Origin of the sequence: Microbacterium sp. SORGH_AS_0862 (assembly GCF_030818795.1) — a bacterium.
Classification (GTDB): domain Bacteria; phylum Actinomycetota; class Actinomycetes; order Actinomycetales; family Microbacteriaceae; genus Microbacterium.
In genome coordinates, this window is sequence record NZ_JAUTAY010000001.1 from 172,150 (window position 1) to 197,178 (window position 25,029).

At 70.6% G+C, this 25,029-nt stretch carries 30 protein-coding genes; 11 read left to right on the forward strand and 19 right to left on the reverse strand.

Going from position 1 to position 25,029, the window contains the following annotated elements:
- Nucleotides 1-55: 55 nt before the first annotated feature.
- From def to QE377_RS00870, 3 genes are read right to left on the reverse strand one after another with little or no spacing between them, the layout of a single operon-like run.
- Nucleotides 56-547 carry a peptide deformylase gene (gene def / locus QE377_RS00860; RefSeq protein ID WP_307318729.1) on the reverse strand — a complete coding sequence of 164 codons (492 nt, stop codon included), beginning with the start codon at nt 545-547 and terminating at the stop codon, nt 56-58.
- Nucleotides 544-2,016 (reverse strand): MinD/ParA family protein, encoded by a 1,473-nt coding sequence (locus QE377_RS00865; RefSeq protein WP_307318731.1) that lies wholly within the window; start codon nt 2,014-2,016, stop codon nt 544-546. Before QE377_RS00865 ends, def begins: the two co-directional genes overlap by 4 nt.
- A 49-nt stretch (nt 2,017-2,065) precedes the next feature.
- Nucleotides 2,066-5,473, reverse strand: a complete 3,408-nt coding sequence (locus QE377_RS00870) for a pyruvate carboxylase (RefSeq protein WP_307318732.1) — start codon at nt 5,471-5,473, stop codon at nt 2,066-2,068.
- A 107-nt stretch (nt 5,474-5,580) separates the two neighbouring features.
- On the opposite strand from QE377_RS00870, the gene QE377_RS00875 reads away from it, so the two are divergent.
- A complete protein-coding gene (locus tag QE377_RS00875; RefSeq protein WP_307318734.1) occupies nt 5,581-6,393 on the forward strand; it encodes a ParA family protein in 813 nt (270 codons plus the stop codon).
- 102 nt (nt 6,394-6,495) lie between these two features.
- On the opposite strand, the gene QE377_RS00880 is transcribed toward QE377_RS00875, so the two are convergent.
- The 3 genes from QE377_RS00880 to QE377_RS00890 form a co-directional block, all read right to left on the reverse strand.
- Nucleotides 6,496-7,041: a MerR family transcriptional regulator gene (locus QE377_RS00880; protein WP_137416709.1), complete on the reverse strand. Its 546-nt coding sequence runs from the start codon at nt 7,039-7,041 to the stop codon at nt 6,496-6,498.
- A gap of 97 nt (nt 7,042-7,138) precedes the next feature.
- The gene (locus QE377_RS00885) at nt 7,139-7,831 is read right to left on the reverse strand and encodes a MerR family transcriptional regulator (protein ID WP_307318736.1); all 693 of its coding nucleotides are present in this window, start codon (nt 7,829-7,831) and stop codon (nt 7,139-7,141) included.
- Entirely contained in the window at nt 7,831-8,319 is a 489-nt protein-coding gene (locus tag QE377_RS00890) for an FHA domain-containing protein (RefSeq protein WP_137416707.1), read from the reverse strand. Before QE377_RS00890 ends, QE377_RS00885 begins: the two co-directional genes overlap by 1 nt.
- Before the next feature lie 148 nt (nt 8,320-8,467).
- Between QE377_RS00890 and QE377_RS00895 the strand changes: the two genes are divergently transcribed.
- Together QE377_RS00895 and lpdA are read left to right on the forward strand one after the other, a co-directional pair.
- Entirely contained in the window at nt 8,468-9,133 is a 666-nt protein-coding gene (locus tag QE377_RS00895) for a copper resistance CopC family protein (RefSeq protein ID WP_307318737.1), read from the forward strand.
- 9 nt (nt 9,134-9,142) lie between these two features.
- The gene (lpdA, locus tag QE377_RS00900) at nt 9,143-10,543 is read left to right on the forward strand and encodes a dihydrolipoyl dehydrogenase (RefSeq protein WP_307318738.1); all 1,401 of its coding nucleotides are present in this window, start codon (nt 9,143-9,145) and stop codon (nt 10,541-10,543) included.
- A gap of 60 nt (nt 10,544-10,603) precedes the next feature.
- Here the strand turns inward: lpdA and QE377_RS00905 are convergent, their stop codons facing one another.
- Both QE377_RS00905 and QE377_RS00910 read right to left on the reverse strand, forming a co-directional pair.
- The gene (locus tag QE377_RS00905; RefSeq protein ID WP_307318742.1) at nt 10,604-11,230 is read right to left on the reverse strand and encodes a CYTH domain-containing protein; all 627 of its coding nucleotides are present in this window, start codon (nt 11,228-11,230) and stop codon (nt 10,604-10,606) included.
- Nucleotides 11,227-11,445 carry a response regulator gene (locus tag QE377_RS00910; protein WP_137416704.1) on the reverse strand — a complete coding sequence of 73 codons (219 nt, stop codon included), beginning with the start codon at nt 11,443-11,445 and terminating at the stop codon, nt 11,227-11,229. The genes QE377_RS00905 and QE377_RS00910 overlap by 4 nt, the downstream gene beginning before the upstream one ends.
- Before the next feature lie 66 nt (nt 11,446-11,511).
- Here QE377_RS00910 and QE377_RS00915 point away from each other — a divergent pair, with 66 nt between their 5' ends.
- Entirely contained in the window at nt 11,512-12,243 is a 732-nt protein-coding gene (locus QE377_RS00915; protein WP_307318744.1) for a glutamine amidotransferase, read from the forward strand.
- Here QE377_RS00915 and QE377_RS00920 read toward each other — a convergent pair.
- From QE377_RS00920 to QE377_RS00950, 7 genes are all read right to left on the reverse strand, one after another.
- Nucleotides 12,231-13,280 (reverse strand): YihY/virulence factor BrkB family protein, encoded by a 1,050-nt coding sequence (locus QE377_RS00920; protein ID WP_307318746.1) that lies wholly within the window; start codon nt 13,278-13,280, stop codon nt 12,231-12,233. The genes QE377_RS00915 and QE377_RS00920 overlap by 13 nt on opposite strands.
- A 61-nt stretch (nt 13,281-13,341) precedes the next feature.
- Nucleotides 13,342-13,821: an A24 family peptidase gene (locus tag QE377_RS00925; RefSeq protein ID WP_307318749.1), complete on the reverse strand. Its 480-nt coding sequence runs from the start codon at nt 13,819-13,821 to the stop codon at nt 13,342-13,344.
- Between the two features lies 1 nt (nt 13,822).
- Nucleotides 13,823-14,122 (reverse strand): DUF1905 domain-containing protein, encoded by a 300-nt coding sequence (locus QE377_RS00930; RefSeq protein WP_307318751.1) that lies wholly within the window; start codon nt 14,120-14,122, stop codon nt 13,823-13,825.
- Entirely contained in the window at nt 14,122-14,901 is a 780-nt protein-coding gene (locus QE377_RS00935) for a glycosyltransferase family A protein (protein WP_307318753.1), read from the reverse strand. Before QE377_RS00935 ends, QE377_RS00930 begins: the two co-directional genes overlap by 1 nt.
- A gap of 11 nt (nt 14,902-14,912) precedes the next feature.
- Complete coding sequence (locus QE377_RS00940) at nt 14,913-15,320, reverse strand: DUF2809 domain-containing protein (RefSeq protein ID WP_307318756.1); 408 nt, start codon at nt 15,318-15,320, stop codon at nt 14,913-14,915.
- Nucleotides 15,317-16,309, reverse strand: coding sequence for an aldo/keto reductase (locus QE377_RS00945; protein ID WP_307318759.1), 993 nt, complete (start codon nt 16,307-16,309; stop codon nt 15,317-15,319). The genes QE377_RS00940 and QE377_RS00945 overlap by 4 nt, the downstream gene beginning before the upstream one ends.
- A gap of 10 nt (nt 16,310-16,319) precedes the next feature.
- Entirely contained in the window at nt 16,320-17,345 is a 1,026-nt protein-coding gene (locus QE377_RS00950; RefSeq protein WP_307318761.1) for an FUSC family protein, read from the reverse strand.
- 82 nt (nt 17,346-17,427) lie between these two features.
- Between QE377_RS00950 and QE377_RS00955 the strand changes: the two genes are divergently transcribed.
- Together QE377_RS00955 and QE377_RS00960 are read left to right on the forward strand one after the other, a co-directional pair.
- Nucleotides 17,428-17,871 (forward strand): hypothetical protein, encoded by a 444-nt coding sequence (locus tag QE377_RS00955; RefSeq protein ID WP_307318763.1) that lies wholly within the window; start codon nt 17,428-17,430, stop codon nt 17,869-17,871.
- The gene (locus QE377_RS00960) at nt 17,868-18,422 is read left to right on the forward strand and encodes a hypothetical protein (protein WP_307318767.1); all 555 of its coding nucleotides are present in this window, start codon (nt 17,868-17,870) and stop codon (nt 18,420-18,422) included. Before QE377_RS00955 ends, QE377_RS00960 begins: the two co-directional genes overlap by 4 nt.
- On the opposite strand, the gene QE377_RS00965 is transcribed toward QE377_RS00960, so the two are convergent.
- Together QE377_RS00965 and ribA are read right to left on the reverse strand one after the other, a co-directional pair.
- The gene (locus QE377_RS00965) at nt 18,419-18,847 is read right to left on the reverse strand and encodes a MarR family winged helix-turn-helix transcriptional regulator (RefSeq protein ID WP_307318769.1); all 429 of its coding nucleotides are present in this window, start codon (nt 18,845-18,847) and stop codon (nt 18,419-18,421) included. The two genes, QE377_RS00960 and QE377_RS00965, sit on opposite strands and share 4 nt — an antisense overlap.
- A 59-nt stretch (nt 18,848-18,906) precedes the next feature.
- Nucleotides 18,907-19,578, reverse strand: a complete 672-nt coding sequence (ribA, locus tag QE377_RS00970; RefSeq protein ID WP_307318772.1) for a GTP cyclohydrolase II — start codon at nt 19,576-19,578, stop codon at nt 18,907-18,909.
- An 82-nt stretch (nt 19,579-19,660) separates the two neighbouring features.
- Here ribA and QE377_RS00975 point away from each other — a divergent pair, with 82 nt between their 5' ends.
- Together QE377_RS00975 and gnd are read left to right on the forward strand one after the other, a co-directional pair.
- Nucleotides 19,661-20,095 (forward strand): class Ib ribonucleoside-diphosphate reductase assembly flavoprotein NrdI, encoded by a 435-nt coding sequence (locus QE377_RS00975; protein ID WP_307318774.1) that lies wholly within the window; start codon nt 19,661-19,663, stop codon nt 20,093-20,095.
- Between the two features lie 104 nt (nt 20,096-20,199).
- A complete protein-coding gene (gnd, locus tag QE377_RS00980) occupies nt 20,200-21,261 on the forward strand; it encodes a phosphogluconate dehydrogenase (NAD(+)-dependent, decarboxylating) (RefSeq protein WP_307318776.1) in 1,062 nt (353 codons plus the stop codon).
- Nucleotides 21,262-21,307: 46 nt separating this feature from the next.
- On the opposite strand, the gene QE377_RS00985 is transcribed toward gnd, so the two are convergent.
- A complete protein-coding gene (locus QE377_RS00985; RefSeq protein ID WP_307318777.1) occupies nt 21,308-21,706 on the reverse strand; it encodes an NUDIX domain-containing protein in 399 nt (132 codons plus the stop codon).
- A 47-nt stretch (nt 21,707-21,753) separates the two neighbouring features.
- Between QE377_RS00985 and QE377_RS00990 the strand changes: the two genes are divergently transcribed.
- From QE377_RS00990 to QE377_RS01000, 3 genes are read left to right on the forward strand one after another with little or no spacing between them, the layout of a single operon-like run.
- Nucleotides 21,754-23,235, forward strand: a complete 1,482-nt coding sequence (locus QE377_RS00990; RefSeq protein WP_307318779.1) for an SDR family oxidoreductase — start codon at nt 21,754-21,756, stop codon at nt 23,233-23,235.
- Entirely contained in the window at nt 23,229-23,453 is a 225-nt protein-coding gene (locus QE377_RS00995; RefSeq protein WP_307318782.1) for a hypothetical protein, read from the forward strand. Before QE377_RS00990 ends, QE377_RS00995 begins: the two co-directional genes overlap by 7 nt.
- A complete protein-coding gene (locus QE377_RS01000; RefSeq protein WP_307318783.1) occupies nt 23,450-24,319 on the forward strand; it encodes an alpha/beta fold hydrolase in 870 nt (289 codons plus the stop codon). Before QE377_RS00995 ends, QE377_RS01000 begins: the two co-directional genes overlap by 4 nt.
- A 15-nt stretch (nt 24,320-24,334) precedes the next feature.
- On the opposite strand, the gene QE377_RS01005 is transcribed toward QE377_RS01000, so the two are convergent.
- Nucleotides 24,335-24,985 carry an NAD(P)-dependent oxidoreductase gene (locus QE377_RS01005; protein ID WP_307318785.1) on the reverse strand — a complete coding sequence of 217 codons (651 nt, stop codon included), beginning with the start codon at nt 24,983-24,985 and terminating at the stop codon, nt 24,335-24,337.
- Between the last annotated feature and the right edge of the window lie 44 nt (nt 24,986-25,029).

Consider the following 25,029-nt stretch of genomic DNA (forward strand, 5'->3'; position numbering starts at 1 on the left):
CGAGTGAGAAGGGGGCCCGCATCCGATGCCGGATGCGGGCCCCCTTCTTCGTCACTCAGAACCAGTCGCTCTCGCGCACCTCGCGCAGGGCCACCCGCCGGCGCTCCTTGTCGAGCCGGTCCAGGTACAGCATCCCGTCGAGGTGGTCGGTCTCGTGCTGCAGCGCCTGCGCCATGAGGCCCTCGCCTTCCAGCACGAGCTCGTTCCCGTCGAGATCGATCCCGACGACCTTCGCGTACGGGTACCGCAGGACGTCGTGCCACAGACCCGGCACCGAGAGGCACCCCTCGCCCGTCAGCTGCGGCTCACCCGAGACCTCCACCAGGACCGGGTTCAGGATGTATCCGATCTCGCCGTCGACGTTGTAACTGAACGCCCGCAGGCCCACACCGATCTGCGGAGCGGCGACCCCTGCTCGGCCGGGCAGCTCGACGGTCTCGACGAGATCGCGCACGAGCGCCTGAATGCCCTCATCGATGTCGACGATCTCGCTCGCGCGGCTCTTCAGCACGGGATCCCCGAAGAGTCGAATGGCGCGAACCGTCATGACGCGGCCGCCACGCGCAGACCTTCGACGGCGACGGCGGCGAGCTGACGCGCCGCGGCACGTGTCGCAGGCTGGAGGTCGCGGAAGGAGATCGCGCTGCCCGTGGCGATGCGCGCGTCGTAGGGCACCCGCACGACCTGACGCACGCGCGAGCGGAAGTGCTCCTCCAGTTCGTCCAGGCGCACCAGCGGCGCCCCGGGACGTGACGCGTTCAGCACGACGACAGCCGAGCGCGCCAGAGCCGTGTAGCCGTTCGTCTCCAGCCAGGTGAGCGTCTCGGAGGCAAGTCGTGCCTCGTCGACGCTGAGCCCCGACACGATGACGAGCGCGTCGGCGGCTTCCAGCGTCGCGTCCATCACCGAGTGCACGATGCCCGTGCCGGTGTCGGTCAACACGATGGAGTAGTAATGCGCGGCGAGAGCGGCGACCTCGCGGTAGTCCGCATCGTCGAACGCCTCGGACACGTGAGGATCGCTGTCGGAGGCGAGCACATCCAGGCGGGTGTCGTCGCGGGCGACGATCGCCGAGATCTCGTTGAAGCCGTGGATCGGTGCCGCATGGGTGGCGAGATCGCGCACCGTCTTGCCGCTGGGGCGGCCCACGCGCTCGGCGAGCGTTCCGCGGTCGGGATTCGCGTCCAGCGCGATGACCCGGTCGTCGCGGGCGTCCGCCAGCGCCATTCCGAGCAGAGCGGTCACCGTCGTCTTGCCTACGCCGCCCTTTCGCGAGAGGACCGCCACGAAGCGCGCGCCGCCGTCGAGGGGTGCGGCGATCCGTTCGTCGAGCGCGCGCCGCTCGCGGGAACGACGACTGTCACCCAGGCGCACCCGCCCGCCGCTGAGCGTGTAGACCAGGTTCGGCCAGGCACCCTCGGGCTCGCGCTTGGGCAGACGGTCGGTCTCCAGCAACCGGTCGGCCGTCAGCAGGTCCGCGCTCTCGCGCTTGGACTCCTCCTGATCGACGCGGCGCGCAGCAAGGGTGACGGGGGCGGGGGTGGCATCAGCCGCGACGGGTGTCGGCTCGGATCGCGTCGCGCCCGTGGGCGCGGCCGTCGCAGGCGCGGCAGGAGCCGCCGGCGCCACGGGCTCGGTCGTGGCCACGGGAACACGCACCCGCGTGCTCGGCGGGGTCGGCGTGGCCGTCGCGGGCGCGCGCACCACGGCGGCCGGAGGCTCCTCGGCCGCGGGAGGCTCGATCTCCGCGTCGTGGACGTCGAGGTCGGAGGTGCGCACCGGCGAGAACTCGCCCGTGTCCTCCAAGGTGGCGATGACGACGGGCTCGGCCGCGAGGACCGTCTCGTCGGCGACGACGTCGTCGTCGAGTCCGTCGTCGTCATCGGCGACCGGCAGAGTCACCGCGACCTGCGCGGTCTGGGTTCCGAGAATGTCGATGCCGGCCGCGTCGACGCGGACCGGTTGGTCCAGGATGTCGTCGTCGTGGCCGGTCATCTGATCGTCACGATCAGGCATGGCTTAGGTACTCCCAACGGGCCGCCGGAGAGCCGGCGCCCACCTCAGGCTAATGCGCCCCTTTGACCACGACCAAAAGGTCGCCCGCTTCGACCTGCTGAGTCGGCCCGATCGCGAGCCTCTCGACGACGCCGTCGATGGGGCTCGTGATGGCCGCCTCCATCTTCATGGCCTCGATGGACGCGACCGCCTCTCCCGCCCGTACCCGCGCCCCCGGAGCCACCTTGAGCGTGACGACTCCGGAGAACGGCGCGGCGATCTGGCCGGCCTTGGAGGTGTCGGCCTTCTCCGCGGGCGCAGCCTCGACCGCGATGGAACGGTCCTGAACGAAGACCGGTCGCAGCTGACCGTTGAGCGTCGTCATGACGGTGCGCATGCCCTTGTCGTCAGGCTCGCCGATCGCCTCCAGGCCGACCCACAGTTGCACGCCCCGTTCGATCTCGACGACGTGCTCGCCGCCGGGCGTCAACCCGTAAAGGTAGTCCGCTGTGTCGAGCACAGCGAGATCGCCGTAGGTGTCGCGCGCCTCATGGAAGGTGCGGGTGGGGCCCGGGAACAGCAGCCGGTTGAGGGTCGTGCGCCGGCTCGCGCCGGGCTCGGCCAACGCCGCCTCATCCGTCTCGTCGAGGGCGCCCGCGGTGTCGGCGACCGTACGGCCTGCGAGCACCTTCGTGCGGAACGGCTCGGGCCATCCGCCCGGCAGATCGCCCAGCTGACCCGCCATGAACGACACGACCGAGTCCGGGATGTCGTAGTTCTGGGGGTTCTCCGCGAAGTCGGCGGGATCGGCGCGGACGGCAGCCAGGTGCAGCGCGAGGTCGCCGACCACCTTCGACGACGGGGTCACCTTCGGAACGCGTCCGAGGATGTCGTTCGCCGCCGCATACATGTCCTCGATCAGCTCGAAATCCTCCGCAAGCCCGAGGGCGATGGCCTGCTGACGCAGGTTCGACAGCTGACCGCCGGGAATCTCGTGGCGGTACACACGCCCCGTGGGGCCCGGCAGTCCGGACTCGAACGGGTGGTACAGGTGACGCACCGCCTCCCAGTAGGGCTCGAGATCGGCGACCGCCGCGAGCGGGATGCCGGTGTCGCGCTCGGTGTGGGCGAGGGCGGCGACGAGCGCCGAGAGCGACGGCTGACTCGTGGTGCCCGACATCGGCGCGGCCGCGGCGTCCACCGCATCCGCCCCCGCGGCACTGACGGCCAGGAGCGTCGCCAGCTGGCCGCCCGCCGTGTCGTGGGTGTGCACGTGGACGGGGACGTCGAAGCGCTCCCGCAGCGCACTGACGAGGCGAGCTCCGGCGGCGGGGCGCAGGAGGCCCGCCATGTCCTTGATGCCGATGATGTGCGCTCCGGCGGAGACCATTTCGTCCGCCAGGCGCAGGTAGTAGTCGAGCGTGTAGAGATCCTCGTCCGGATCGAGCATGTCGCCCGTGTAGCAGAGCGCCGCTTCGGCGACGGCCGTTCCCGTGGCAAGGACGGCGTCGATCGCCGGACGCATCTGTGTCACGTCGTTGAGGGCGTCGAAGATGCGGAAGATGTCGACGCCGGATGCGGCCGCCTCCGCGACGAAGGCGTCGGTCACCGCCGTCGGGTACGGCGTGTAGCCGACGGTGTTGCGCCCGCGCAGCAGCATCTGGATCGCGATATTGGGCAGGCCCTGGCGCAACGCGTCGAGGCGCTCCCAGGGGTCCTCGCCGAGGAAGCGCAACGCGACGTCGTAGGTCGCGCCGCCCCAGGCCTCCACGGACAGCAGCTGCGGGGTCAGCCGGGCGACATAGGGGGCGACGGTCGCGAGATCCTTCGTGCGCACCCGCGTGGCCAGCAGCGACTGGTGAGCGTCGCGGAACGTCGTGTCGGTGACGGCGAGCCGCGTCTGGGCGCGCAGATCGGCGGCGAAGCGTGCCGGCCCCAACTCCTGCAGGCGCTGGCGCGAGCCGGCCGGCGCCGGGGAGCGCAGGTCGAGGTGGGGAAGCTTCGCCGTCGGCGTCGCCGTCACCGGCCTCGCCCCGTGCGGCTGGTTGACCGTGACGTCGACGAGCCAGTTGAGGATCTTCGAGCCGCGGTCCTTCGACTCCCGTCCGCGCAGCAGCTCGGGGCGCTCGTCGATGAAGGAGGTGCTGATGTCCCCCGCCGCGAACGCCGGGTCGTCCAGGACGGCCTGCAGGAAAGGGATGTTGGTCGAGACGCCGCGGATGCGGAACTCCGCCAGCGCGCGGCGGGCCCTCGCGACGGCCGCCGGGAAGTCGTGGCCGCGGCAGGTCAGTTTGGCCAGCATCGAGTCGAAGTGCGGACTGATCTGCGAGCCCGCCGCCGTCGTCCCGCCGTCGAGGCGGATGCCGGCTCCACCCGGGGAGCGGTACGTCGTGATCTTGCCGGTGTCGGGACGGAATCCCTGCGTCGGATCCTCGGTCGTCAACCGGCACTGCAGCGCGGCGCCGCGCAGCGGGATCTCGGGCTGCGTGAGGCCCAGCTCGGCCAGCGTGGCTCCCGCGGCGATCCGCATCTGGGCCTGCACGAGGTCGACGTCCGTGACCTCCTCGGTGACGGTGTGCTCCACCTGGATGCGGGGGTTCATCTCGATGAAGACGACCTCGCCGGCGCGAGGGCCGGCCGTCTCCAGGAGGAACTCCACCGTGCCGGCGTTCTCGTAGGCGATGGACCGGGCGAAGGCGACGGCGTAGCGGTGCAGGTCGGCGCGCACGCTGTCGTCGAGGTTGGGCGCCGGCGCGATCTCGATGACCTTCTGGTGGCGGCGCTGCACCGAGCAGTCGCGCTCGTAGAGATGCACGGTCTCACCCGCCCCGTCGGCGAGCACCTGGACCTCGATGTGCCGCGGGCGCTGCACGGCCTGCTCGAGGAACATCCGTGGGTCGCCGAACGCGCTCTGCGCCTCCCGCATCGCCTCGGCCAGTGCCGGGCCGAGCTCGGCGGCGGTCTCGACACGCCGCATCCCGCGCCCGCCGCCGCCGGCGACCGCCTTCGCGAACAGCGGGAAGCCGATCTCCTCCGCCGCAGCCAGGAGCGCATCGACGTCGTCGGAAGCCTCGCTCGATCGCAGCACCGGCACACCCGCATCCCGCGCGTGCTGTTTGGCGGTGACCTTGTTGCCGGCCATCGCGAGCACGCGGGCCGGCGGACCGATGAACGCGATCCCCTCCTCGGCCGCGCGCGCGGCGAGTTCCGGATTCTCGGAGAGGAAGCCGTAGCCGGGATAGATGGCGTCCGCACCCGACTCGACGGCCACGCGGATGATCTCTTCGACGTCGAGGTACGCCCGCACCGGAGCTCCCTTGGTGCCGATCTGGTACGCCTCGTCCGCCTTCAGGCGGTGCAGGGAGAACCTGTCCTCGTAGGGATAGATGGCGACCGTGCGGGCCCCGACTTCGAATGCCGCGCGGAAGGCGCGGATCGCGATCTCGCCGCGGTTGGCGACCAGGATCTTCCGGAACATGAGGACCTCGCATCCGTCGTGAGGCGGGGGGCGTCCGGCGGCCGGGATCGCCGCCTCACACATCGTTGAGTGTGCTCACAGCCTAGGGGACGGTAACGTAGGGAAGCGTGCACGTCCTTTCCGTCAGTTCCCTCAAAGGCGGCGTCGGCAAGACGACCGTGACACTCGGTCTCGCCTCGGCGGCCTTCGCGCGCGGCGTGCGGACCCTCGTCGTGGACCTCGACCCGCAATCCGATGTCTCCACCGGCATGGACATCCAGGTCGCCGGCCGTCTGAACGTGGCCGACGTCCTCGCCAACCCCAAGGACAAGGTCGTCAAGCAGGCGATCACTTCCAGCGGTTGGACGAAGGTGCACCCGGGCACGATCGACGTCATGATCGGCAGCCCGTCCGCCATCAACTTCGACGGACCTCACCCCAGCGTGCGCGATGTGTGGAAGCTCGAAGAGGCCCTGGCCACGGTGGAGGCGGACTACGACCTCGTCCTCATCGACTGCGCCCCGTCCTTGAACGCGCTCACCCGCACAGCCTGGGCGGCCAGCGACCGCGTCGTCGTGATCACGGAGCCTGGCCTGTTCTCCGTCGCCGCCGCCGACCGCGCCCTCCGCGCGATCGAGGAGATCCGCCGCGGTCTCTCCCCGCGCCTTCAGCCCCTGGGCATCGTCGTGAACCGCGTTCGTCCCCAGTCGATCGAACACCAGTTCCGGATCAAGGAATTGCGGGACATGTTCGGCCCGCTCGTGCTCTCCCCCCAGCTGCCCGAGCGCACCTCGCTGCAGCAGGCACAGGGTGCGGCGAAGCCCCTGCACATCTGGCCCGGCGACTCCGCTCAGGAGCTTGCGGCCGACTTCGACGCGCTGCTGGACCGGATCATGCGCACGGGGCGTATCGCGACCCCCGAGGACGTGCCAGCGCAGTGAGCCCGATGCGAGAGCCGCCGGCCTGAGGGTCGGCGGCTCTTCCGTTGGTGCGTCCGAGCACGCGAAGCGCCCTGGCCGACGGGGCGCAGGCGCGCGACGCGGTCAGGCCGTGCGGCGCGTGCGGCGGGCAGCGAGCTCGTCGGAGGGGTCCGGGACCTGCGGATCGAACGAGACGAGCGTGGACTCGACCTCGCGAAGGACCTTGCCGACCGCGATGCCGAAGACGCCCTGGCCGCGGCTGACGAGGTCGATGACCTCGTCGTTGGAGGTGCAGAGGTAGACCGACGCCCCGTCGCTCATGAGGGTGGTACCGGTGAGGTCGCGGATGCCGGCGACGCGCAGCTGCTCGACCGCGGTGCGGATCTGCTGCAGCGAGATGCCGGTGTCGAGGAGGCGCTTGACGAGCTTGAGCACGAGGATGTCGCGGAAGCCGTACAGGCGCTGCGATCCCGATCCGGAGGCACCGCGGACCGTGGGCTCGACGAGCTCGGTCCGCGCCCAGTAGTCGAGCTGACGGTAGGTGATGCCGGCCGCGCGCGCTGCGACCGCGCCGCGATACCCCACCTCGTCGTCCATCTGCGGCAGACCGTCGGTGAAGAGGAGGTCGGCAGCGAGGGGGATCTCGCCGAGCGGTTCGCCAGCGGTCATGCGGGCGCCTCCTTCGTGTCGCGGGTTGCTTCCACGCTAGAGGAGGCCTCCCCCTCCGGCAATGACATCCGCCTCGAAGATTCGGCGTGTCGCGCGATCATCCGTCGAGCCGCTCGAGCGAGGCGCGCACGAGTGCCTCGCGAACGTCGGCGATGCGCCTGGCGAGCTCCGGAGCGGTCTCCGCGGCGCGGCCGCGCGAGGCCGCGTCCGTGCGGCGACGCAGTGGCGCGAGGGCCGACTCCACGAGCGACACATCACGATCGGCGCTCTGCTTCACTGCACGCAGGTGGCGCGGTTCGATGCCGTGACGGTCGAGGGCGACGAGCGCGCGCAGCATCGCCAGCGCCTGCTCGTCGTAGGTCTCCCCGCCGACGATGAGCCCCGTGCTCAGCGCATCGTTGAGCAGCTGTGTCCCCGCCCCCGCGGTGCGGAGCAACTCGTCACGGCGGTAGCGTCGAGCGGCGGGGACGATCGATCGCGGCACGCCGCCCGCAGGAGACGCGGGATCGCGCCCCGCGTCCAGGTCGTCGAGGTACTCGCGGATGACCACGAGAGGCAGATAGTGATCGCGCTGCAGGGTGAGTGCCAGACGCAACCGCTCGAGGTCTTTCGGCGTGAACTTGCGGTAGCCGGTCTCGGTGCGTCGCGGGGTGACGATGCCCTGCACCTCGAGGAAGCGCAGCTTCGAAGAGGTCAGCGCGGGGAACTCGGGGGTCAACCGCGCAAGCACCTGCCCGATGCTGAGCAGGCCCGTGGCCTCACTGCGGCCGCGGGCGGAGACCGCCGCCATCAGCCTTCGACTGCCGGAAGGTCGGCGGGCGAGACGAAGAAGTTGAGACGGAACTTGCCGATGCGCACCTCGGCGCCGTTGCTGAGCGTGTCGCGGTCGACGCGTTCGCCGTTGACGTAGGTTCCGTTGAGCGAGCGCTGGTCGACGATCTCGAAGGCCCGTCCGACGCGTGTGATCTCGGCGTGACGGCGCGAGACGGTGACGTCGTCGAAGAAGATGTCGGCGTCCGGATGCCGGCCGACGGTCGTCACGTCGGTGTCGAGCAGGTAGCGGGCTCCCGCCGTCGGACCGGAACGAACGATGAACAGAGCGGCCCCCGAAGGGAGCGCCTCGATCGCCTCGAGCTCGGGTTCACTCAGCTCGCTGCCGAACGGCACGAACGACAGGTCCGAGTCGTGCCCGAAGGTCTGCGTGGTGTCGTGCGCCGGAACGGCTCGGTCGCTTTCGCGACGGATGCTGTCCGGGCGGGGCCTGTACTGCTCGTCCACGTCGTCCTCCTCTCACCCAGCCTAACCGATCGGACCCTCTGCCCGACATCGGCGGGGGAAGCGGATTCTGCGCACGGCATGCATCGGCGCCATCGGGCGTCCCACCACGCACAGCCGGTCGAAAGCACGCGGCGTTAGGCTCGTCGCCGTGACCTCCCAGACCTCTCGCCGCCGTCCCGTGCGCGCGCTCGTCGCCGCTCTCGCCACGCTTCTGATCGCTTCCGGCGGGGTGCTCTTGGGCACAGCGCCCGCGTTCGCCCACGATGAGCTCGTCTCCTCCGACCCCGCGTCGGGTTCGACGGTCGACGCGCTGCCCGCGGCGCTCACCCTCACCTTCAGCGGGGACCTGCTCTCCGACGCGTCCACCACCGTCGTGCAGGTCACGGACGCCTCCGGTGCGTCTCTGACCGACGGGGCGCCGACCGTCAGCGCCAACGTCGTCACCCAGCCCCTGACCGGTTCGGCCGGCGGCACCGTCTCGGTGGCGTGGCGTGTCGTCTCCAGCGACGGCCACCCGATCTCCGGCGAGTTCGCGTTCACCTCGAACGCTGCCCCGGCGACGACTCCGACCCCGACCGAGACGCCCGAAGCGACCCCAGATGCCGCTGCGACCCCCGAGCCGACGATGACGACTCTCACCGAACCGGCCTCGAGTCCCGACCAGTCCGCCCCTGTGTGGCCCTGGATCGTGGGAGCCGTCGTCGTGCTTGTCGCGATCGGCCTCGTGGTGTGGCTCCTGGGCACCAGGGCTCGCCAGCAGAAGCAGGCTGCGAACGAGCGGACGGCAGGCCGTTCGAACTCCACCGAGCGATAGGCTTGACGCATGCCTCATTACGACGTCGTCATCCTCGGCGCGGGCCCCGGCGGGTACGTCGCGGCCGTGCGCAGCGCACAGCTCGGCCTCTCCACCGCCGTCATCGAAGAGAAGTACTGGGGCGGTGTCTGCCTCAACGTCGGCTGCATCCCCTCCAAGGCGCTTCTCAAGAACGCGGAGCTCGCCCACACCTTCGCCCACAAGGCAAAGCTGTTCGGCATCACCGGCGAGGTGAGCTTCGACTACGGCGTGGCGTTCGACCGCAGCCGTGACGTGGCGGAGGGTCGCGTCAAGGGCATCCACTACCTGATGAAGAAGAACAAGGTCACCGAGTACGACGGCCGCGGGACCTTCGTGGACGACCACTCCATCGACGTCGCGAAGAGCGACGGCTCCACCGAGCGCGTCACCTTCGACAACGTCATCATCGCCACGGGCTCCACCGTGCGTCTGCTTCCGGGCGTGACCCTCAGCGAGAACGTCGTCACCTACGAGGAGCAGATCCTCTCCCGCGAGCTCCCGTCCTCGATCGTCATCGTCGGCGCCGGCGCGATCGGCATGGAGTTCGCCTACGTCATGTCGAACTACGGCGTGAAGGTCACGATCATCGAGTTCCTCGACCGCGCGCTTCCCAACGAGGACGCCGACGTGTCGAAGGAGATCCAGAAGCAGTACCGCAACTACGGCATCGACATCCTGACCTCCACCAAGGTCGAGTCGGTCGTCGACTCCGGCGACAAGGTCACCGTGACCTACACCGACAACAAGAGCGGTGCGCAGAGCTCGATCGAGTCCGACAAGGTGCTCATGTCGATCGGCTTCGCCCCGCGCGTCGAGGGCTTCGGCCTCGAGAAGACCGGGGTCGCCCTCACCGACCGCGGTGCCATCGCGATCGACGACTACATGCGCACGAACGTGCCGCACATCTACGCCATCGGCGACGTCACCGCCAAGCTGCAGCTCGCCCACGTCGCCGAGGCGCAGGGTGTCGTCGCGGCCGAGACGATCGGCAAGGCGGAGACCATGGCGCTCGGCGACTACCGGATGATGCCCCGCGCGACGTTCTGCTCGCCGCAGGTCGCCTCCTTCGGCCTCACCGAGGCGCAGGCGCGGGAGACCGGTCGCGAGATCAAGGTCGCGACCTTCCCCTTCATGGCCAACGGCAAGGCACACGGACTCGGTGAGCCCGTCGGCTTCGTCAAGCTGATCGCCGACGCGGAGCACCTCGAGCTGCTCGGCGGCCACATGATCGGACCGGACGTGTCGGAGCTTTTGCCCGAGCTGACGCTGGCCCAGAAGTGGGACCTCACCGCACTCGAGCTGGCGCGCAACGTGCACACGCACCCCACGCTGTCCGAGGCGCTGCAGGAGGCCTTCCACGGCCTTGCTGGCCACATGATCAACTTCTGATCCCCGGATCGAACGCAGAAGGCGCCCTCCGCGAGGAGGGCGCCTTCTGCGTCGTCGGGGTCAGCGCCCGAGGGCGCGACCGAGCTTGGAATCGGATACGGACACCGTGCCGCCGGCAGCGATGACCAGCGCGTCGGCTGCGGCGAAGAACGTCGCCCGCCAAGCGGAGTCGGCAGGAGCGGCGGGTCCCAGCTCCACCTCCCACTCGCGCCATGCCCTCTCGGTGCCCGTCGCGGCCTCACTCGCCCGCACGCGATCGTCCACGACCTCCGCGACGACACCGCCGTGGGCGTCGCGAAGGAGGTACGCGGTGCGGCTGTTGCGGATGCGGGCGATCTGCACGAACGGGCCGGAAGCCCAGTTCGCGACGGCGGCGGCGACCGCATCCGGCACCGTCAGCTCGTCATCGACGATCGGCCACCCCCATTCGTGACGACCTTCGGGGGCGCTCGACTTCACGTGCCAACCGGCGTCGTGACCGCCGGTGCGGCGGCGGATCGCCACCTTCGCACGAGCGAGGTCCAGGGCCGGAGTGTCGAAGTATCTGGCGTCGAGGTCACGCCGCTCGGCGGCGTCGACGCTCGCCACGTCGGGCAGGGACGACCAGTCCGGCAGCGGCGTTTCGGCCTCTGCGTCGTAGGTGCGCTCGATCTCGACCGAGCGGGTCGGCTCCTGGGGCGCGCTCACTCGTTGCGGTCTTCTTCGTCGGGATTGACCGGTTCGGTCGTCTCGACGAAGGCGAAGACCTCCTGCTGCGGGCCGTCGGCGTCGGCGTCGGCCGCCTGGCGCTGGTAGACCAGCTGCCCCTCGCCGTAGGGAACGATGAGCGCGTCGTCGACGCCTTCTTCCAGAGGGATGACCTGCCCGTCGAGGGGGCCTCCGGTCAGTCGTGCGATAGCCATGCCGCCCAGCCTAGACCTCGGGATGACGCCGCCCGCCCGGCGCGCACGGTGGCCTAGAATCCCGACGTGAAACCCTTCGTGCTGCTCGCGACCCGGGCCGAGGACGGCCCCGCCGACGAGGAGTACGCGCTCATGCTCCGGCACTCGGGCCTGACTCCCGCCGAGCTTCGGCGGGTGCGGCTCGAAGCGGAACCGATGCCGCACCTCGACCTCGACCAGCTCTCGGGCATCATCGTCGGCGGAGGTCCCTTCAACGCCTCGGATCCGCCCGAGAGGAAGTCGTCCGTGCAGGTACGGGTGGAACGCGAGATGTCGGCCCTCCTCGATGAGGTCGTCGCCCGCGACGTGCCGTTCCTGGGCGCCTGCTACGGCGTCGGGACCCTCGGGGTGCACCAGGGTGCCACGATCGATCGCACGCACTCGGAGCCGATCTCCGTCGTCCCCGTCTCCCTCACCGCCCAGGGCCGCGCCGATCCGCTCTTCGCGGGGATGCCCGACACCTTCGACGCGTTCGTCGGCCACAAGGAGGCCGTTCGTCGGCTGCCCGAGCACGTGACGCTGCTCGCCGCCTCGCCGACGTGTCCGGTGCAGGCTTTCCGCATCGGCGCCAACGTCTACGCGACGCAGTTCCACCCTGAGCTCGACGTGGCGGGAATCTCCACCCGCATCCGCGCCTACGCCGGCTACGGCTACTTCGCCGACGGCGAGCTCGACGCCACGCTCGCCGCCGTGCGGCGCGCCCCCGTCACGCACCCGTCGCGCATGCTGAGGACGTTCGTCGAGCGTTACGCGCGCTGAGCCTTCTCGAGGGCCTTGTCCTGCTCGGCCTGGACGGCGGTCTGGGCGCGCTGGAGCTCGTCGGCGGCGATGCGCACCGCATCCTCGGCTCGCTGGCGCCGGCGCTCGGCAAAGGTGGACGCTCCGAAACGCTCCCGCATCCGGTCGTCCGCCTCGCGCGTGATCGTCACGATGACCGAAGCGGAGATCAGCATCACCTGAGCGGAGAGGTTCACCCACAGCAACAGCGCCACGATCGACGCGAACGATGCCAGCAGGGGGTTCGAGCTCGCTCCGCCGACGAACAGTCCCGACAGCTCCTGCAGGACGGTCAGGCCCACACCGCCCACGGCCGCCCCCGCCAGAAGCGCGCGACGCGGCGCCTTGACGCCCGCCATGGTCCAGAACATCAGGAGCACCACGAGCGCATCGAGCACGAAGACGACCAGCACGCCGACGGCACGGGTAGCAATCTGCGCCGCAGCGGAATCGTCCGCCACGCCGAGCCAGGACAGCACCGTCGTCACCGACAGCGACCCGACGAAGGTGGCCGCCGCTGACAGGACGAGCAGCACGGCGATCGCGACGGCGAGGCCGAGGTTGCGCAGCAGCACCCAGAGGAAGAACACGTCCTCACCCGACGTGTCAGCGATCGTGCGCACAGCCATCCGCAGCGAGCCGATCGCACCGATCGCCGCGCCGACCAGACCGACGAGCGAGATCACGCCCGCGATCGTGAGACCGGCGGGCGCCTCGATCGCAGACAGATCGATCAGTCCCTCTCCGTCGGTCCCGACGAGCCCGGGAACCGCGGAGTTCACCGCGTCCGCGAGGGAGCTCAGAGCGGCGGGGTTGCCCGCCAGCCACATCGCGGCGATCGAGAAGCCGAGCAGCACGGCGGCGAAGATGCTGAACAACGCGCGATAGGTGACGCTGTCGGCGAGCTGGGGGCCGCGACGCTCGCTGTAGCGCAGGAAGGCACGGACCAGGGTTCTGCGCAGCGCCCAGGCTGTCGCGCGGGCGAGGAGCGGCTGCGGGGAGGCGGATGTGCTGCTCATCGCGCCAGGCTAGCGTCCGCGCTCGTCTGCGCGGCTCGGTTGACAGGGGACCTGTCGATCCTCAGGTCAGGGCGCTGAGGCCGATGACGACCCAGGCGCCGAGCAGCATCCACGGTCCGAAGGGGATGCGGGTTCGACGCCCGGCGCGACGCGAAAGCAGCAGGCCCACGCTGAAGAGACCTCCGAGCAGGAACCCGGCGAACAGTCCCAGCAGCAGCGCGTCCCAGCCGAGATACCCGAGCGCGATTCCGAGCAGGCCGGCCAGCTTGACGTCGCCGCCGCCCATTCCGCGAGGCTGCACGAGGCGCAGCAGGAAGTAGAAGACGAAGGCGATCGCGCCGCCCGCGACCGCCTGGAGGAAGGCGACCAGGTCTGCGCGTGCGAAGGAGGCGAGAGCCAGAGCCGCGAGGAGGAACGGATACGCGGGCAGTACGAGGGCGTTCGGCAGCCGGTGCGTGCGCAGATCGATCACCGCGAGCACGACGCTCAGGACTGCGAGAGCGCCGTAGGCGACCAGCAGCACGAGCCCGGCGGAGTCCATCTCACGCGTCCAGGACCGTCAATCGGACCGCGATCTCGTCGCCCTCGCCCGCTGCGGCGGCCTCGCGTACGGCGCGCTTGACCGGCAGGTGGAAGGTTCCGCTGGCCGCATCCGGGAAGACGGACGTGCGCCACGAGACGCCGGCGACCTCGACCGCCACCCGCACCGCCCCGAAGCCGCTCGGCGGCCGAGGCACCTCGCGGATCATCTCGCTCGCGTCCGCGGGCAGCGCGACGAAGAACCACTCGGCATCCCGGCGCGCCTCCCACCGGAACAGCGGCGCCCGGAACGTGAAGTGCATCAGCCCAGCGTAGAACCGGACTCCGGCGAGTCGGCGCCTTTCCCCAGGCGCCGTGAACGCACCGGCGGGCGGACCGCGGCGCGGAACCGACCACGCGGCCAGCTCGCGGCGAAGGTGGTGAGGACCTTACCCAGACGCTCTGCCAGCCCGCGCGGGTGCACGAGCGGACGCGACGAGACGGGCATGCGCAGCTGCCGGTCCCAACGCACGCCGTCGGAGCGGCGGAGGTGGATCGTCAGGTCCAGGTCGTCGTGCACGCGCGCATCGTCACGGCGGACCTGGTCGCGCACGCGCGCCCAGACGCCGGTGCGCATCGCGAAGTTGGAACCGAACACCAGCGGGATGCCGAGCCAGAGGTTGATCCAGAGGCGCCCACCGCCGATGTACCAGTGCTCGCCGAGGTAGTGCACCAGGCGAGTGGACCCGTAGAACTCGGCGCCGCCCGTGAGCACACCCATGTCCGCATCGGCCGCGAAAGCGCGGTCGATGCGCAGCAGCCAGTCCGGATGGGGGCGCGAGTCCGCATCCAGCCTCGCGATCACGTCGGCATCGGTCGAGGCGGCGTCGTACCCCGCGGCGGCGGCGGGCCAGATACCGACGACGGTCTCGACGATGACCTCGGCGCCCGCGGCACGCGCGACCGCCGCCGAGTCGTCGCTGCTCGCATTGTCGACGACGATGATCCGGTCGGCCGGGCGCTGCTGTCGGGCGAGTGCACCGAGACACGCGGCGAGCATCTCGGCGTCGTCGCGGCACGGGATGACCACAGCGATCCGCATCCCCATAGCCGTCATGCTCCGCGCCCCGCCCGCGCTCGTGCGGGCACCGCGCCGGAAAGCCGGTCGGCCGTGGCTGCGGCGAGCACCGTCACCGTGTAGACGACGAGATCGCGGGCATCAAACACCGTGCCGAGTACGAGCATGATCGGCCAGAACCCGTCACCCCACGCGAGCGGCAGACCGGTGAGCTGGAACAGTTCGACCGCCGTGCACCAGGCCCAGGCGAGGACCGCCGGCAGCCAGACGGCGCGCCGCGGGACGATCACGACGGCGAGCAGGTACACCAGCAGCGCGTACAGCACGTCTCCCGCGATGTCACCCGCCGCGCCGTCCGGTGCGAACCGGTGCACGCCGAGCCCGGCCACGATCGTGGCCAGGGCGGCGGCGGCCGCCACGAGACGTCGGCGACCGGCGGTCACCAGTGCGGGTGGATCTCGGCCCGCAGGCGTCGGTCGTACACATCGCGGACGACGGCGTCGAAGGCGTCCAGATCGAATCCGCCGTCGAGGAGCGTCGCGGCGTCCGCGTTGGACTGCGCCTGCGCGCTCGTGCGCGCGCCGGGGATGACGCTCGTGACGCCGGGCAGCGCCGCGATCCACGCGAGCACCGCAGCGGGGAGCGAGACGCCCTCCCCCAGCGCGGCGGCGAGCTCATGAGCAGCGACGAGGCCGGTCTCGTAGTCGACGCCGGAGAACGTCTCGCCGCGGTCGAAGGCTTCGCCCTGACGGTTGTAGCTGCGGTGATCGTCGGCGGCGAATCGCGTCTGGCTCGTGTAGCGGCCGCTGAGCAGACCGGATGCCAGCGGCACGCGCGCGAAGACGGCGACCCCCGCATCCGCGGCGGCGGGCAGCACCTCGTCGAGCGGCTTCAGCCGGAAGGGGTTGAGGATGATCTGGACGTTCGTGACGCCGGGTCGGGAGATCGCGCTGAGCGCCTGAGCGCTCGTCTCGACGGAGACGCCGTAGGCCGCGATGGCGCCGTCATCGACCAGTCGTTCCAACTCGTCGTAGGTCGACGCGTCGTCGATCACGCTGGAGGGCGGGCAGTGCAGCTGCACCAGATCGAGCGTGTCGACGCCGAGGTTGCGGCGGGAGCGGTCGGTCCAGGCACGGAAGTTCTCCGGCGAGTAGTTCGCCTTCTCCTGCGGCAGCCGCCGCCCCATCTTCGTCGCGACCGTGATCCCATGCTCACTGCGCTCGCGGAGGAACCGGCCGATGAGCTGCTCGGAACGTCCATCGCCGTAGACGTCGGCGGTGTCGAAGAGGGTGACGCCGGCGTCCGCCGCCGTGCCCAGCACCGCCAGCGCGTCGGCTTCGTCGACCTCACCCCAGTCGGCTCCCAGTTGCCACGTACCCAGTCCCAGTGCGGAGACGGACCTGCCGGTGTTGCCAAGCGGACGCTGCTGCATGCGCCCCAGCCTAGGCCCCGGCCCGCCGTCGGCGAACCGTCGCGGACACGACAGCGACCGCCGTTCCCACGGCCACGCCGAGCAGCGTGTCCAGCAGTCGGTCGCGCAGGAGCGGACCCGCATCGACGGGCACCGCGAGTTCGATCATCAACAGGGCGAGCGGGGTGATGAACACCATCGCGAGTCCGTAGTTGCGTCCCACGAAAAGCTCCGCGCACACCTGGAGGGCGATCGCGACCGCGAGCACCGCCAGCGGCGGCAGGGGCAGCATGAGAAGCGCCGCCGCCAGGAGGATGCCGACACAGGTGCCGATCAACCGCTGGGCGCCTCGCACGATCCGGGCGGTCGTGCTCGCTCCCCCGAGCGCGGCGACGGCGGCGACCATCGCCCAGTACCAGTGGGTGCCCACCAGCGCGAGCCCGACGATCCCGGCGAGGAGCGAACCCACACCGACCGTCACCGCCATCTCGGCGGCGACGCTTCGCCGGGCATCCGGCTTCGTCGCGGACGCCCACGGGAGGCCGCGGCGGAAGAGCGCGATCAGTACCGTCACCGCCACGGCGAACGCGGCGCCGCCGGCACCGACCACCGCGCCCTCGGCGAGCGTGCGCCCGCTCGCCGGGAGTGTCGCGCACGCCCCCGCGGCGAACACCGCGAACAGCGCGCCCGGTGGATGCCACCGGTAGGCGTGCGCGATCAGCGTGACGCCGGCGGCGAGCGCCGCGACGACCACCACGCGCACCGCATCCGGTGCGTCGATGACCGAGAGGGTCGTTCCGAGGACCATGGCCGTCACCTGGACGCCGCCCGCAGCGAGCTGCATCAGGATGCGGTCGCGATAGCCGTCGAGCCGGCCGTAGAGCGATGCGAAGGCGCCGAAACTCGCGTAGACGCTCAGATCGAGCCGGCCGATCGCCCAGAGCACCAGCAGCGGGACCGCCACGGAGACGGCGACCCTCACAGCGACACGATGCTCGCCCTGATGCGGCGACACCTTCACGAACCGGGCGCCGACCTCCCGCATCCGCTCACGCATCCCTCCAGAGTACGCCGGGGCAGGCGCAATTCCCGGCCGCCGGCGCGACATCGCGTGCGGGAGCGCCGGTACGGTGCGGCCCATGAGTGTGTCGGTGGCCGGAACCGTCATCGCGGCGCTCGTCCTGCTGCGACTGCCCGGCGCACTCCCGGATCCGCCGCGTCGCCTCGCTCTCCGCGTGTCGACCGTCCTCGAGCGGCTCGGGCAGGTCGGCTGCCTCGCGGCGGCGGTCCTCGCTCCGGGCTCCGGCACGCGAAGCTGGCCGTGGGCAGTCCTCGTGGCTCTCCTGGTCTCGCTCTACATCGGACGATGGGTGGTGCTCGTCACCTGCGGCGCGGACAAGCGGGAGCTGTTCGCACCGTGGGGTGTGATCCCGGTTCCCATGGCCGTCATTCCCGTGCTGGCCTTCGCCGTGACAGCCGTATGGCTCTGTGCTCCCTGGCTCGCCGCCGCGAGCGGCGCCCTCGCGCTCGGGCACATCCCGGTCTCGCTCGCGGTGGCGAGATCGTGTCGGAGCACGCCGTGAGCACCCTCGCCGTCTGGTGGATACCGGTCGGCGCGGGCGGATGGCTGGTGCCGCGCGCGAGCGGGATGTGGGAGCGGTTGACGGCGGCCCGCGAGGGCCGCGCGGCGCGGCCTCTCCTCCACGCCGCCATCGAGATCACCGGTCTTCGGGGGCGGTTCGTCATCGAGATGGCACCGGCGTGGAGCGGTCCACGAACGGCACGCGGGGTCGTCGGAACGGGGCCGGTCGGGCTACCGGCGCTGGGGCTGAGCGTGTGCTTCCGATACGAGATCCGCTGCTGGCGCGACGGCACCGTTCCGGACCTCGCGTTCGCCCCGAGACCACCCCGCATCCACGAGACGAGCGAGGTCGTGACCGACTCGATCATCATGGATGCGGCGAACGCGCCCCGCCATGTCTGGGGTCGGGATGTCTTCGGGATCGGCGACATGTGGAACTCGAACTCCCTGATCGCCTGGCTCCTGACGCGAGCGGGCATCGAGGAGCATCCGCCGTCCGACTGCTCGGCGCCCGGGTGGAGCTGCGGCGTCGAGGCCGCCCGGCGCGGCTAGAGCGCGTCCTCGACGCCGGGTACGAGCTTCGCGGCGATCGTGGCGAGGGCCGTGCGCTCCGAATCGTCGAGGCGGTCGAGAACCAACGAGCGGATCTGCTCGACGTGGGCGGGTGCCGCCTGGCGCAGGATGTCCCAGCCGGCGTCGGTCAACCGGGCGGACTGGGTGCGCCCGTCGCTGCCGCACGTGGTGCGCTCGACCCAGCCGCGGCGTTCGAGGGCGTCGATGGCGTGGCTGAGCCGCGACCGACTGAGACCGGCGATGCGGGCGAGGTCGGTCATCGTGGCCGGCTGCGCGAAACTCCCGGCGAGGGTCACGAGGATCGCGTAGTGCGCGTGGTTGATGCCGCCCTCGTCGCGCAATCGGCGATCGAGTGCCTGCGGCAGGAGCTGCACGAGCCGGATGAGCGGAAGCCAGGTCGTCATCTCGTCCGCCGTCAGCGTCCGCGCCGGCCGCGCCGCGTCGGACCGGGCCGCCGTCGCCATCACGCGGCGGGCAGGTCGATGGCGTGCGCGGTGTGGTCGCGCTTGGCAGCCAGGTAGCGCGCGTTCGATGCCGACAGATGCACAGCCGTGCGTACGCGGTCGGTGACTTCGATCCCCAGGTCCTCGAGCTGCGCCGCCTTGTCGGGGTTGTTGCTGAGCAGTCGGATGCGCTCCGCTCCGACGGCCCGGAGCATCTGCGCGGTCGCGGTGTAGTCGCGCTCGTCCTCACCCCGCCCGAGCGCCAGGTTCGCCTCGTACGTGTCCAGGCCCGAATCCTGCAGGGCGTAGGCGTCGAGCTTCGCGTACAGGCCGATGCCCCGCCCCTCCTGACGGAGATAGAGCAGGAAACCGCCGTCGGCCGCGATCCGCTCGACCGCTTCGCGCAACTGCGGACCGCAGTCGCACCGTTCCGAGCCGAAGACGTCGCCGGTCAGGCACTCGCTGTGCGGGCGGACGAGTGGCGCGTCACCGCCGACCGCACTGCGCCCGAGCGCACCCCGCCAGTCGCCGAGACCGAGCAGCAGGTGCTCCTTGCCGTCGACGAGGCCGTCGAAGGTCAGCACGTCGGCGTCGGTCGCGTACCCGTCGGAGAAGCGGAGGGGCACCTGCACCTGAACCCTGATCTCCGCCGCGGGAACCGGGACCGCGGAGATGTGTGAATTCTCAACCATATGGTGCTCAATCCCGGTGGCCGGCGGAGTATTCCCGGCGCCGTGAGAAAGCCGCATCCGCGTCCGGGGTGACACTGGGGACATGGCCCAGATCCCGGTCTACTACTACTCCTCGGTGTCCAACCTCACCCGGCGCTTCGCCGAGCAGTTGGCCGCTCACGATGGCCGCGACGTGAGGGACCTGGCCGACCCCGAGGTGCGGCGCAGCGAGGCCCCGGGGCGCTGGATACTGCTGACTCCCTCCTACAAGGCGGGCAACGCCGACGAGGTCACCCTGCCCGCACCCGTGCGTGCCTTCCTGCGCTCGGCGGTCAACCGCCGCCGGCTGGTCGGCATCATCGGGTCGGGCAATCGGAACTTCGGCACCCACTACCAGGCGGCGGCGCGGGAGCTCGCCGCGATCAGCGGGCGCCCCGTCCTGTTCGAGTTCGAGCTCTCCGGAACCCCCGAGGACGTCGCGCGCTGCGCCGAGATCCTGCGCGACATCGACGCGGCACTCGATTCGGCGAACGACTGACGCGCATTCGACGCGCGATCGGCGCCCGCCCTCGTCCGCGTCCCTAGACTCTCGATAGGGCCGGCCGTCGCCGGCGCGCTCGCCGGAAGAGAACGAGGAACACCATGCAGCTCGCGATGATCGGACTGGGTCGAATGGGCGCGAACATCGTGCGCCGACTCATGAAGGACGGCCACGACTGCGTCGTTTACGACGTCAACCAGGATGCGGTCGCCGGCCTCGAGTCCGAGGGCGCGACGGGAGCGGGTTCGCTCGCGGAACTCGCCTCCCAGCTGCATACCCCGCGCACCGTGTGGCTCATGATCCCCGCGGGCCTCACGGGCGGCGTCGTCGACCAGCTCGCCGAGGTGCTCGAGCCCGGCGACATCATCATCGACGGAGGCAACTCGAACTACCGCGACGACGTCCGCCGCGCCGCTGCTCTCAAGGACACCGGCATCCACTACGTCGACGTGGGCACGAGCGGCGGCGTGTTCGGCCTCGAGCGCGGCTACTGCCTCATGGTCGGCGGACCCGATGAGGCATTCAGCCACATCGAGCCGATCCTGAAGACGATCGCGCCCGGCGTCGGCGACGTCGAGCGCACCCCCGGACGCTCCGGTGAGCTTGCCCCCGAGGAGCGCGGATATCTCCACTGCGGCCCCTCCGGCGCCGGCCACTTCGTGAAGATGGTGCACAACGGCATCGAGTACGGCATCATGGCCGCGCTCGCCGAAGGACTCAACATCCTCCACAACGCGGATGCGGGAACGCGCGAGGCCAGCCACTCCGCCGAGGTCGCCCCGCTGGAGGAGCCCGAGTTCTACCAGTTCGACATCGACACCGCGAAGGTGTCCGAACTCTGGCGCCGCGGATCGGTCATCTCGTCGTGGCTGCTGGATCTGACCGCGGCGGCGCTCGAGGCGAATCCGACGCTCGACGGCCTGGCCGGACGGGTGTCCGACTCCGGTGAGGGACGCTGGACGGTGAAGGCGGCCGTCGACACCGGCGTGCCCGCGCCGGTGCTCGCCGCATCCCTGTTCGAACGCTTCGCCTCGCGCGGCGAGGATCACTTCGCCAACCAGGTGCTCTCCGCGATGCGACTCCAGTTCGGCGGCCACCAGGAGCTGCCCGCCGGCGATGTGCTCGAAGCCGGCGGACAGAAGGCCGACAGCTCGCAGGCGTGAGAGTCCTCCCGTCGGTCACCCGCACGCGGCGGGTGGCCGACGGTGCTCAGCTCAGGAAGTACTCGCGCGCGAGCGGCGCGACCTCCAGCTGATCGATCTCGTCGGAGCCGACCCACCGCAGTTCGGTGATCTCGGCCGACGCGACCGGCGTCTGGTCTCGGATGTCGGCGGCGAACACCTCGGCGACGACCTCGAATCCCGGCTCGTTGGCCGCAGCCGCCGCGAACGATCCCAGCGGCTCGAGGTCCGCGGCGTCCAACCGGAGTCCCAGCTCTTCCCGGATCTCGCGGACGAGCGTCATGGCCGCGTCCTCACCGCGCTCCGGCTTGCCGCCGGGCTGCATGAACGCGGTCGTTCCGCGCTTGCGAACGAGCAGGAGCCTGCCGTCGGCGTCGCGGATCACCGCGGCGGAGACATGGATGCGGCGAGGTTCGGCGAGGGTCACCCTGGCACGCTAACAGCCCCCGACAGGCGCTCGACGTAGAATCTCGTGTGCCCGACGCGACTCCTGCCCACGCCGACCAGCAACCCAGCGGCATCGATCCCGACGATCTCGCCACCACGCTGCGTGTGCTGGAGGAGCTTGCGCAGGTGGACCAGACCCACCCGGACTACGTCACGGTGAGGCGTGCGACGGCCGCGATGTTCAAGGCCACGAAGAAGGTGCGGCGCCGCGAGATCCGCGATGCGATCGCCGCCGCCGACCGCGCGGTGGTGCACGCGACGGCGACGGGCGCGCCCGATCGCATCGACGACGAGACGCGCGGCATCCCGATCAGCACATCGACCACGACGCCCACTGCGGGGACGCTTCTCAAGGCCCGCGGCTGCTACATCTGCAAGAAGCCGTACACGCTCGTGGATGCGTTCTACCACCAGCTCTGCCCCGAATGCGCCGCGATGAGCCACGCGAAGCGCGACGCGCGCACCGACCTCACCGGCAAGCGGGCTCTGCTCACCGGCGGCAGGGCGAAGATCGGGATGTACATCGCGCTGCGACTGCTGCGCGACGGCGCGCACACCACGATCACCACGCGCTTCCCCCGCGACGCGGTGCGCCGCTTCAGCAGCCTGCCGGATGCGGCGGACTGGATCGATCGGCTCAAGATCGTGGGCATCGACCTGCGAGACCCCGCCCAGGTGATCGGGCTCGCCGAGGACGTGGCGGCGGCGGGGACGCTGGACATCCTCATCAACAACGCGACCCAGACCGTGCGGCGCTCGCCGGGCGCCTACCAGCCGCTCGTCGATGCGGAGCTGGCGCCGCTGCCCGATGGACCGCTTCCCGAGCTCGTCACCTTCGGGCACACGAACGACCAGCACCCGCAGGCTCTCGAACGCTCGGTCAGCGCGCACCCGATCCTCGCGGCCGCCGCCGCCCGTGCCGAGGAGCTGACGGAACAGGCCATGGCTGCCGGCTCCAGCTCCCTCGAGCGCCTGGCGGCGGGCACGGCGATCGACGCGGGCGGGCTCATCCCCGACCTCGATCACGTCAACTCCTGGACGCAGCGGGTGGAGGACGTCGATCCGCTCGAGATGCTCGAGGTGCAGCTGGCGAACACGACAGCGCCGTTCCTGCTCATCTCGAAGCTGCGGCCCTCGCTGGCAGCCAGCACCGCTCGTCGCACGTACATCGTGAACGTGAGCGCCATGGAAGGCGTGTTCAACCGCGGGTACAAGGGCCCCGGGCATCCGCATACGAACATGGCCAAAGCCGCCGTCAACATGCTGACCCGCACGAGCGCGCGGGAGATGTTCGAGAGCGACCGCATCCTCATGACGAGTGTCGACACCGGGTGGATCACGGACGAGCGACCGCATCCCACGAAGGTGCGCCTGGCCGAGGAAGGGTTCCACGCCCCGCTGGATCTCGTCGACGGCGCGGCTCGCGTGTACGACCCGATCGTGCGCGGCGAGGCCGGCGAAGACCTCTTCGGCGTGTTCCTCAAGGACTACGCCCCCGGCGCATGGTGAGACTCCCCGAGCCCGGTTCGCGCGTCGTCGTGCGCTATCTGCTCCCGACGGGGCAGGCGACCGACGCGCTCGGCGAGCTGCTCAGCGCCGACGAGGAGACGGTCGTGGTCGACGGCAAACGCGGCGTCGAGCGGATCCGCCGTGTCGACATCGTCGCCGCGAAGCCGGTGCCGCCGCCCCCGGCCCCCCGCATCCGCCGCCCCGAGTCAGACGCATGAGCGACGCGCATCCGCTCGGGCAGCAGGACACGTGCCGCCTCCCCGACGGCCGATCGCTCCGCCTCCGTCGGGCGGGATCGGGCCCGTCGACCGTGGTCTTCGAATCCGGGATGGGATTCTCGAGCGCCGCGTGGGGCCGCGTGATTCCCGCCGTCTCCCGCGTCGCGAGGACCATCTGTTACGACCGTGCCGGGATCGGAGCAAGCGGCGCCGATGCGGCTCCGCGCACCCTCGAGCGGCTGGCCGACGACCTCGGGGCGCTGCTGACGAGCGTACCGACACCGCTCATCCTGGTCGGGCACAGCTGGGGAGGCCCGATCGTGCGCACGCTCGCCGCGCGGCGCGTCCTCGACGTGCACGCTCTGGTGCTCGTCGATCAGACCGACGAGCACATCGCCTCCTGCTTCGCCCCCGAGCTGGCCGAACGGATGACATCGCGTCCGCCTCGGTTCTCCTCTCTGAGCGCACGCGCGGGCATCGCACTCCTGCGACGCCAGGCCGTTCGTGCGCAGCCGGCGGAAGTGAGGGCGGAGCTGCGTCGCGATCTCGCGGCTCTCGATCGGACGATGCCCCCGGAACTCGCCGAGTTCCTGCCGTCCCTGCGCGCCCTGCGCGACGACACCGCTCACGCCGATGCGCTCGCCGGGATACGCACGATCGTGATCACGGGCACGCGTACCGGTCTGCGGGACCGAGCCCAGCGGCGGGAGATCAACCGGGCGCACTCGGCGACGGCGCAGCTGCTCGGCGGCCGTCTGGTGCCGGCGCACCGCTCGGGGCACAACGTCCCCTTCGACCAACCCGATCTGATCGCCTCCGAGATCCTCCGGACCCTCGATCAGACCGGTCTCCCGCACGCCAGATGAGCCAGGTCGGCTCGTTCAGCCGATCGCCGTGAAACGCATCCGGTGGTGGGCGGGAACCTCGATCTCGTCGAGGATGGCCAGCGCGAGATCCGCGGCCGAGATCGTCGAGGTGCCATCTGCATCTCGCAGGAGCACGTCGCCACCGAGCGTGTAGCGCCCCGTCGACGGCGTACCGAGCCAGGACCCGAACTCCTCCGGCGGGCTCACGTAGAACCAATCGAGTCCCTCAGGACTCGAGGTCAGCAGCTCGAGAGCGTCGAGACCGGTCTGCACCTCCGGCTTCACCTCGGCCGGCATGTGGTCGTGCGTCAGGTCCCACAGGCGCGGACCGCCTTCCTCGATGAGCAGCGAGGATGCGCCGCCGATGTAGCCCAGGCGGGTGGGGGTGTCTGCGAGGCGCTGGATGAGGGACTCGACCACGCCCTCGACCTTGCCTGCCATATCGCCGCGAGGAGACAGCGCCACGACCACGACGTCGCGGTCGGCGACCACACCCTCCCGCACATCGTCGTCGAGGACGGAGCCCCGCACGTATTCGACGCCGTTCACGGGATCCGTGGGCAACGTCCGACTGAGCGACGTGACCGTGTGTCCGCGGCGCTGCGCTTCGGCGACGACCGCCGCGCCAGCGTAGCCGCTCCCACCGATAACCGTGATTCGTGCCATTGATCTTCCGTTTCATCAGGGTCGGCCTCCGCCGACGCTTCCGC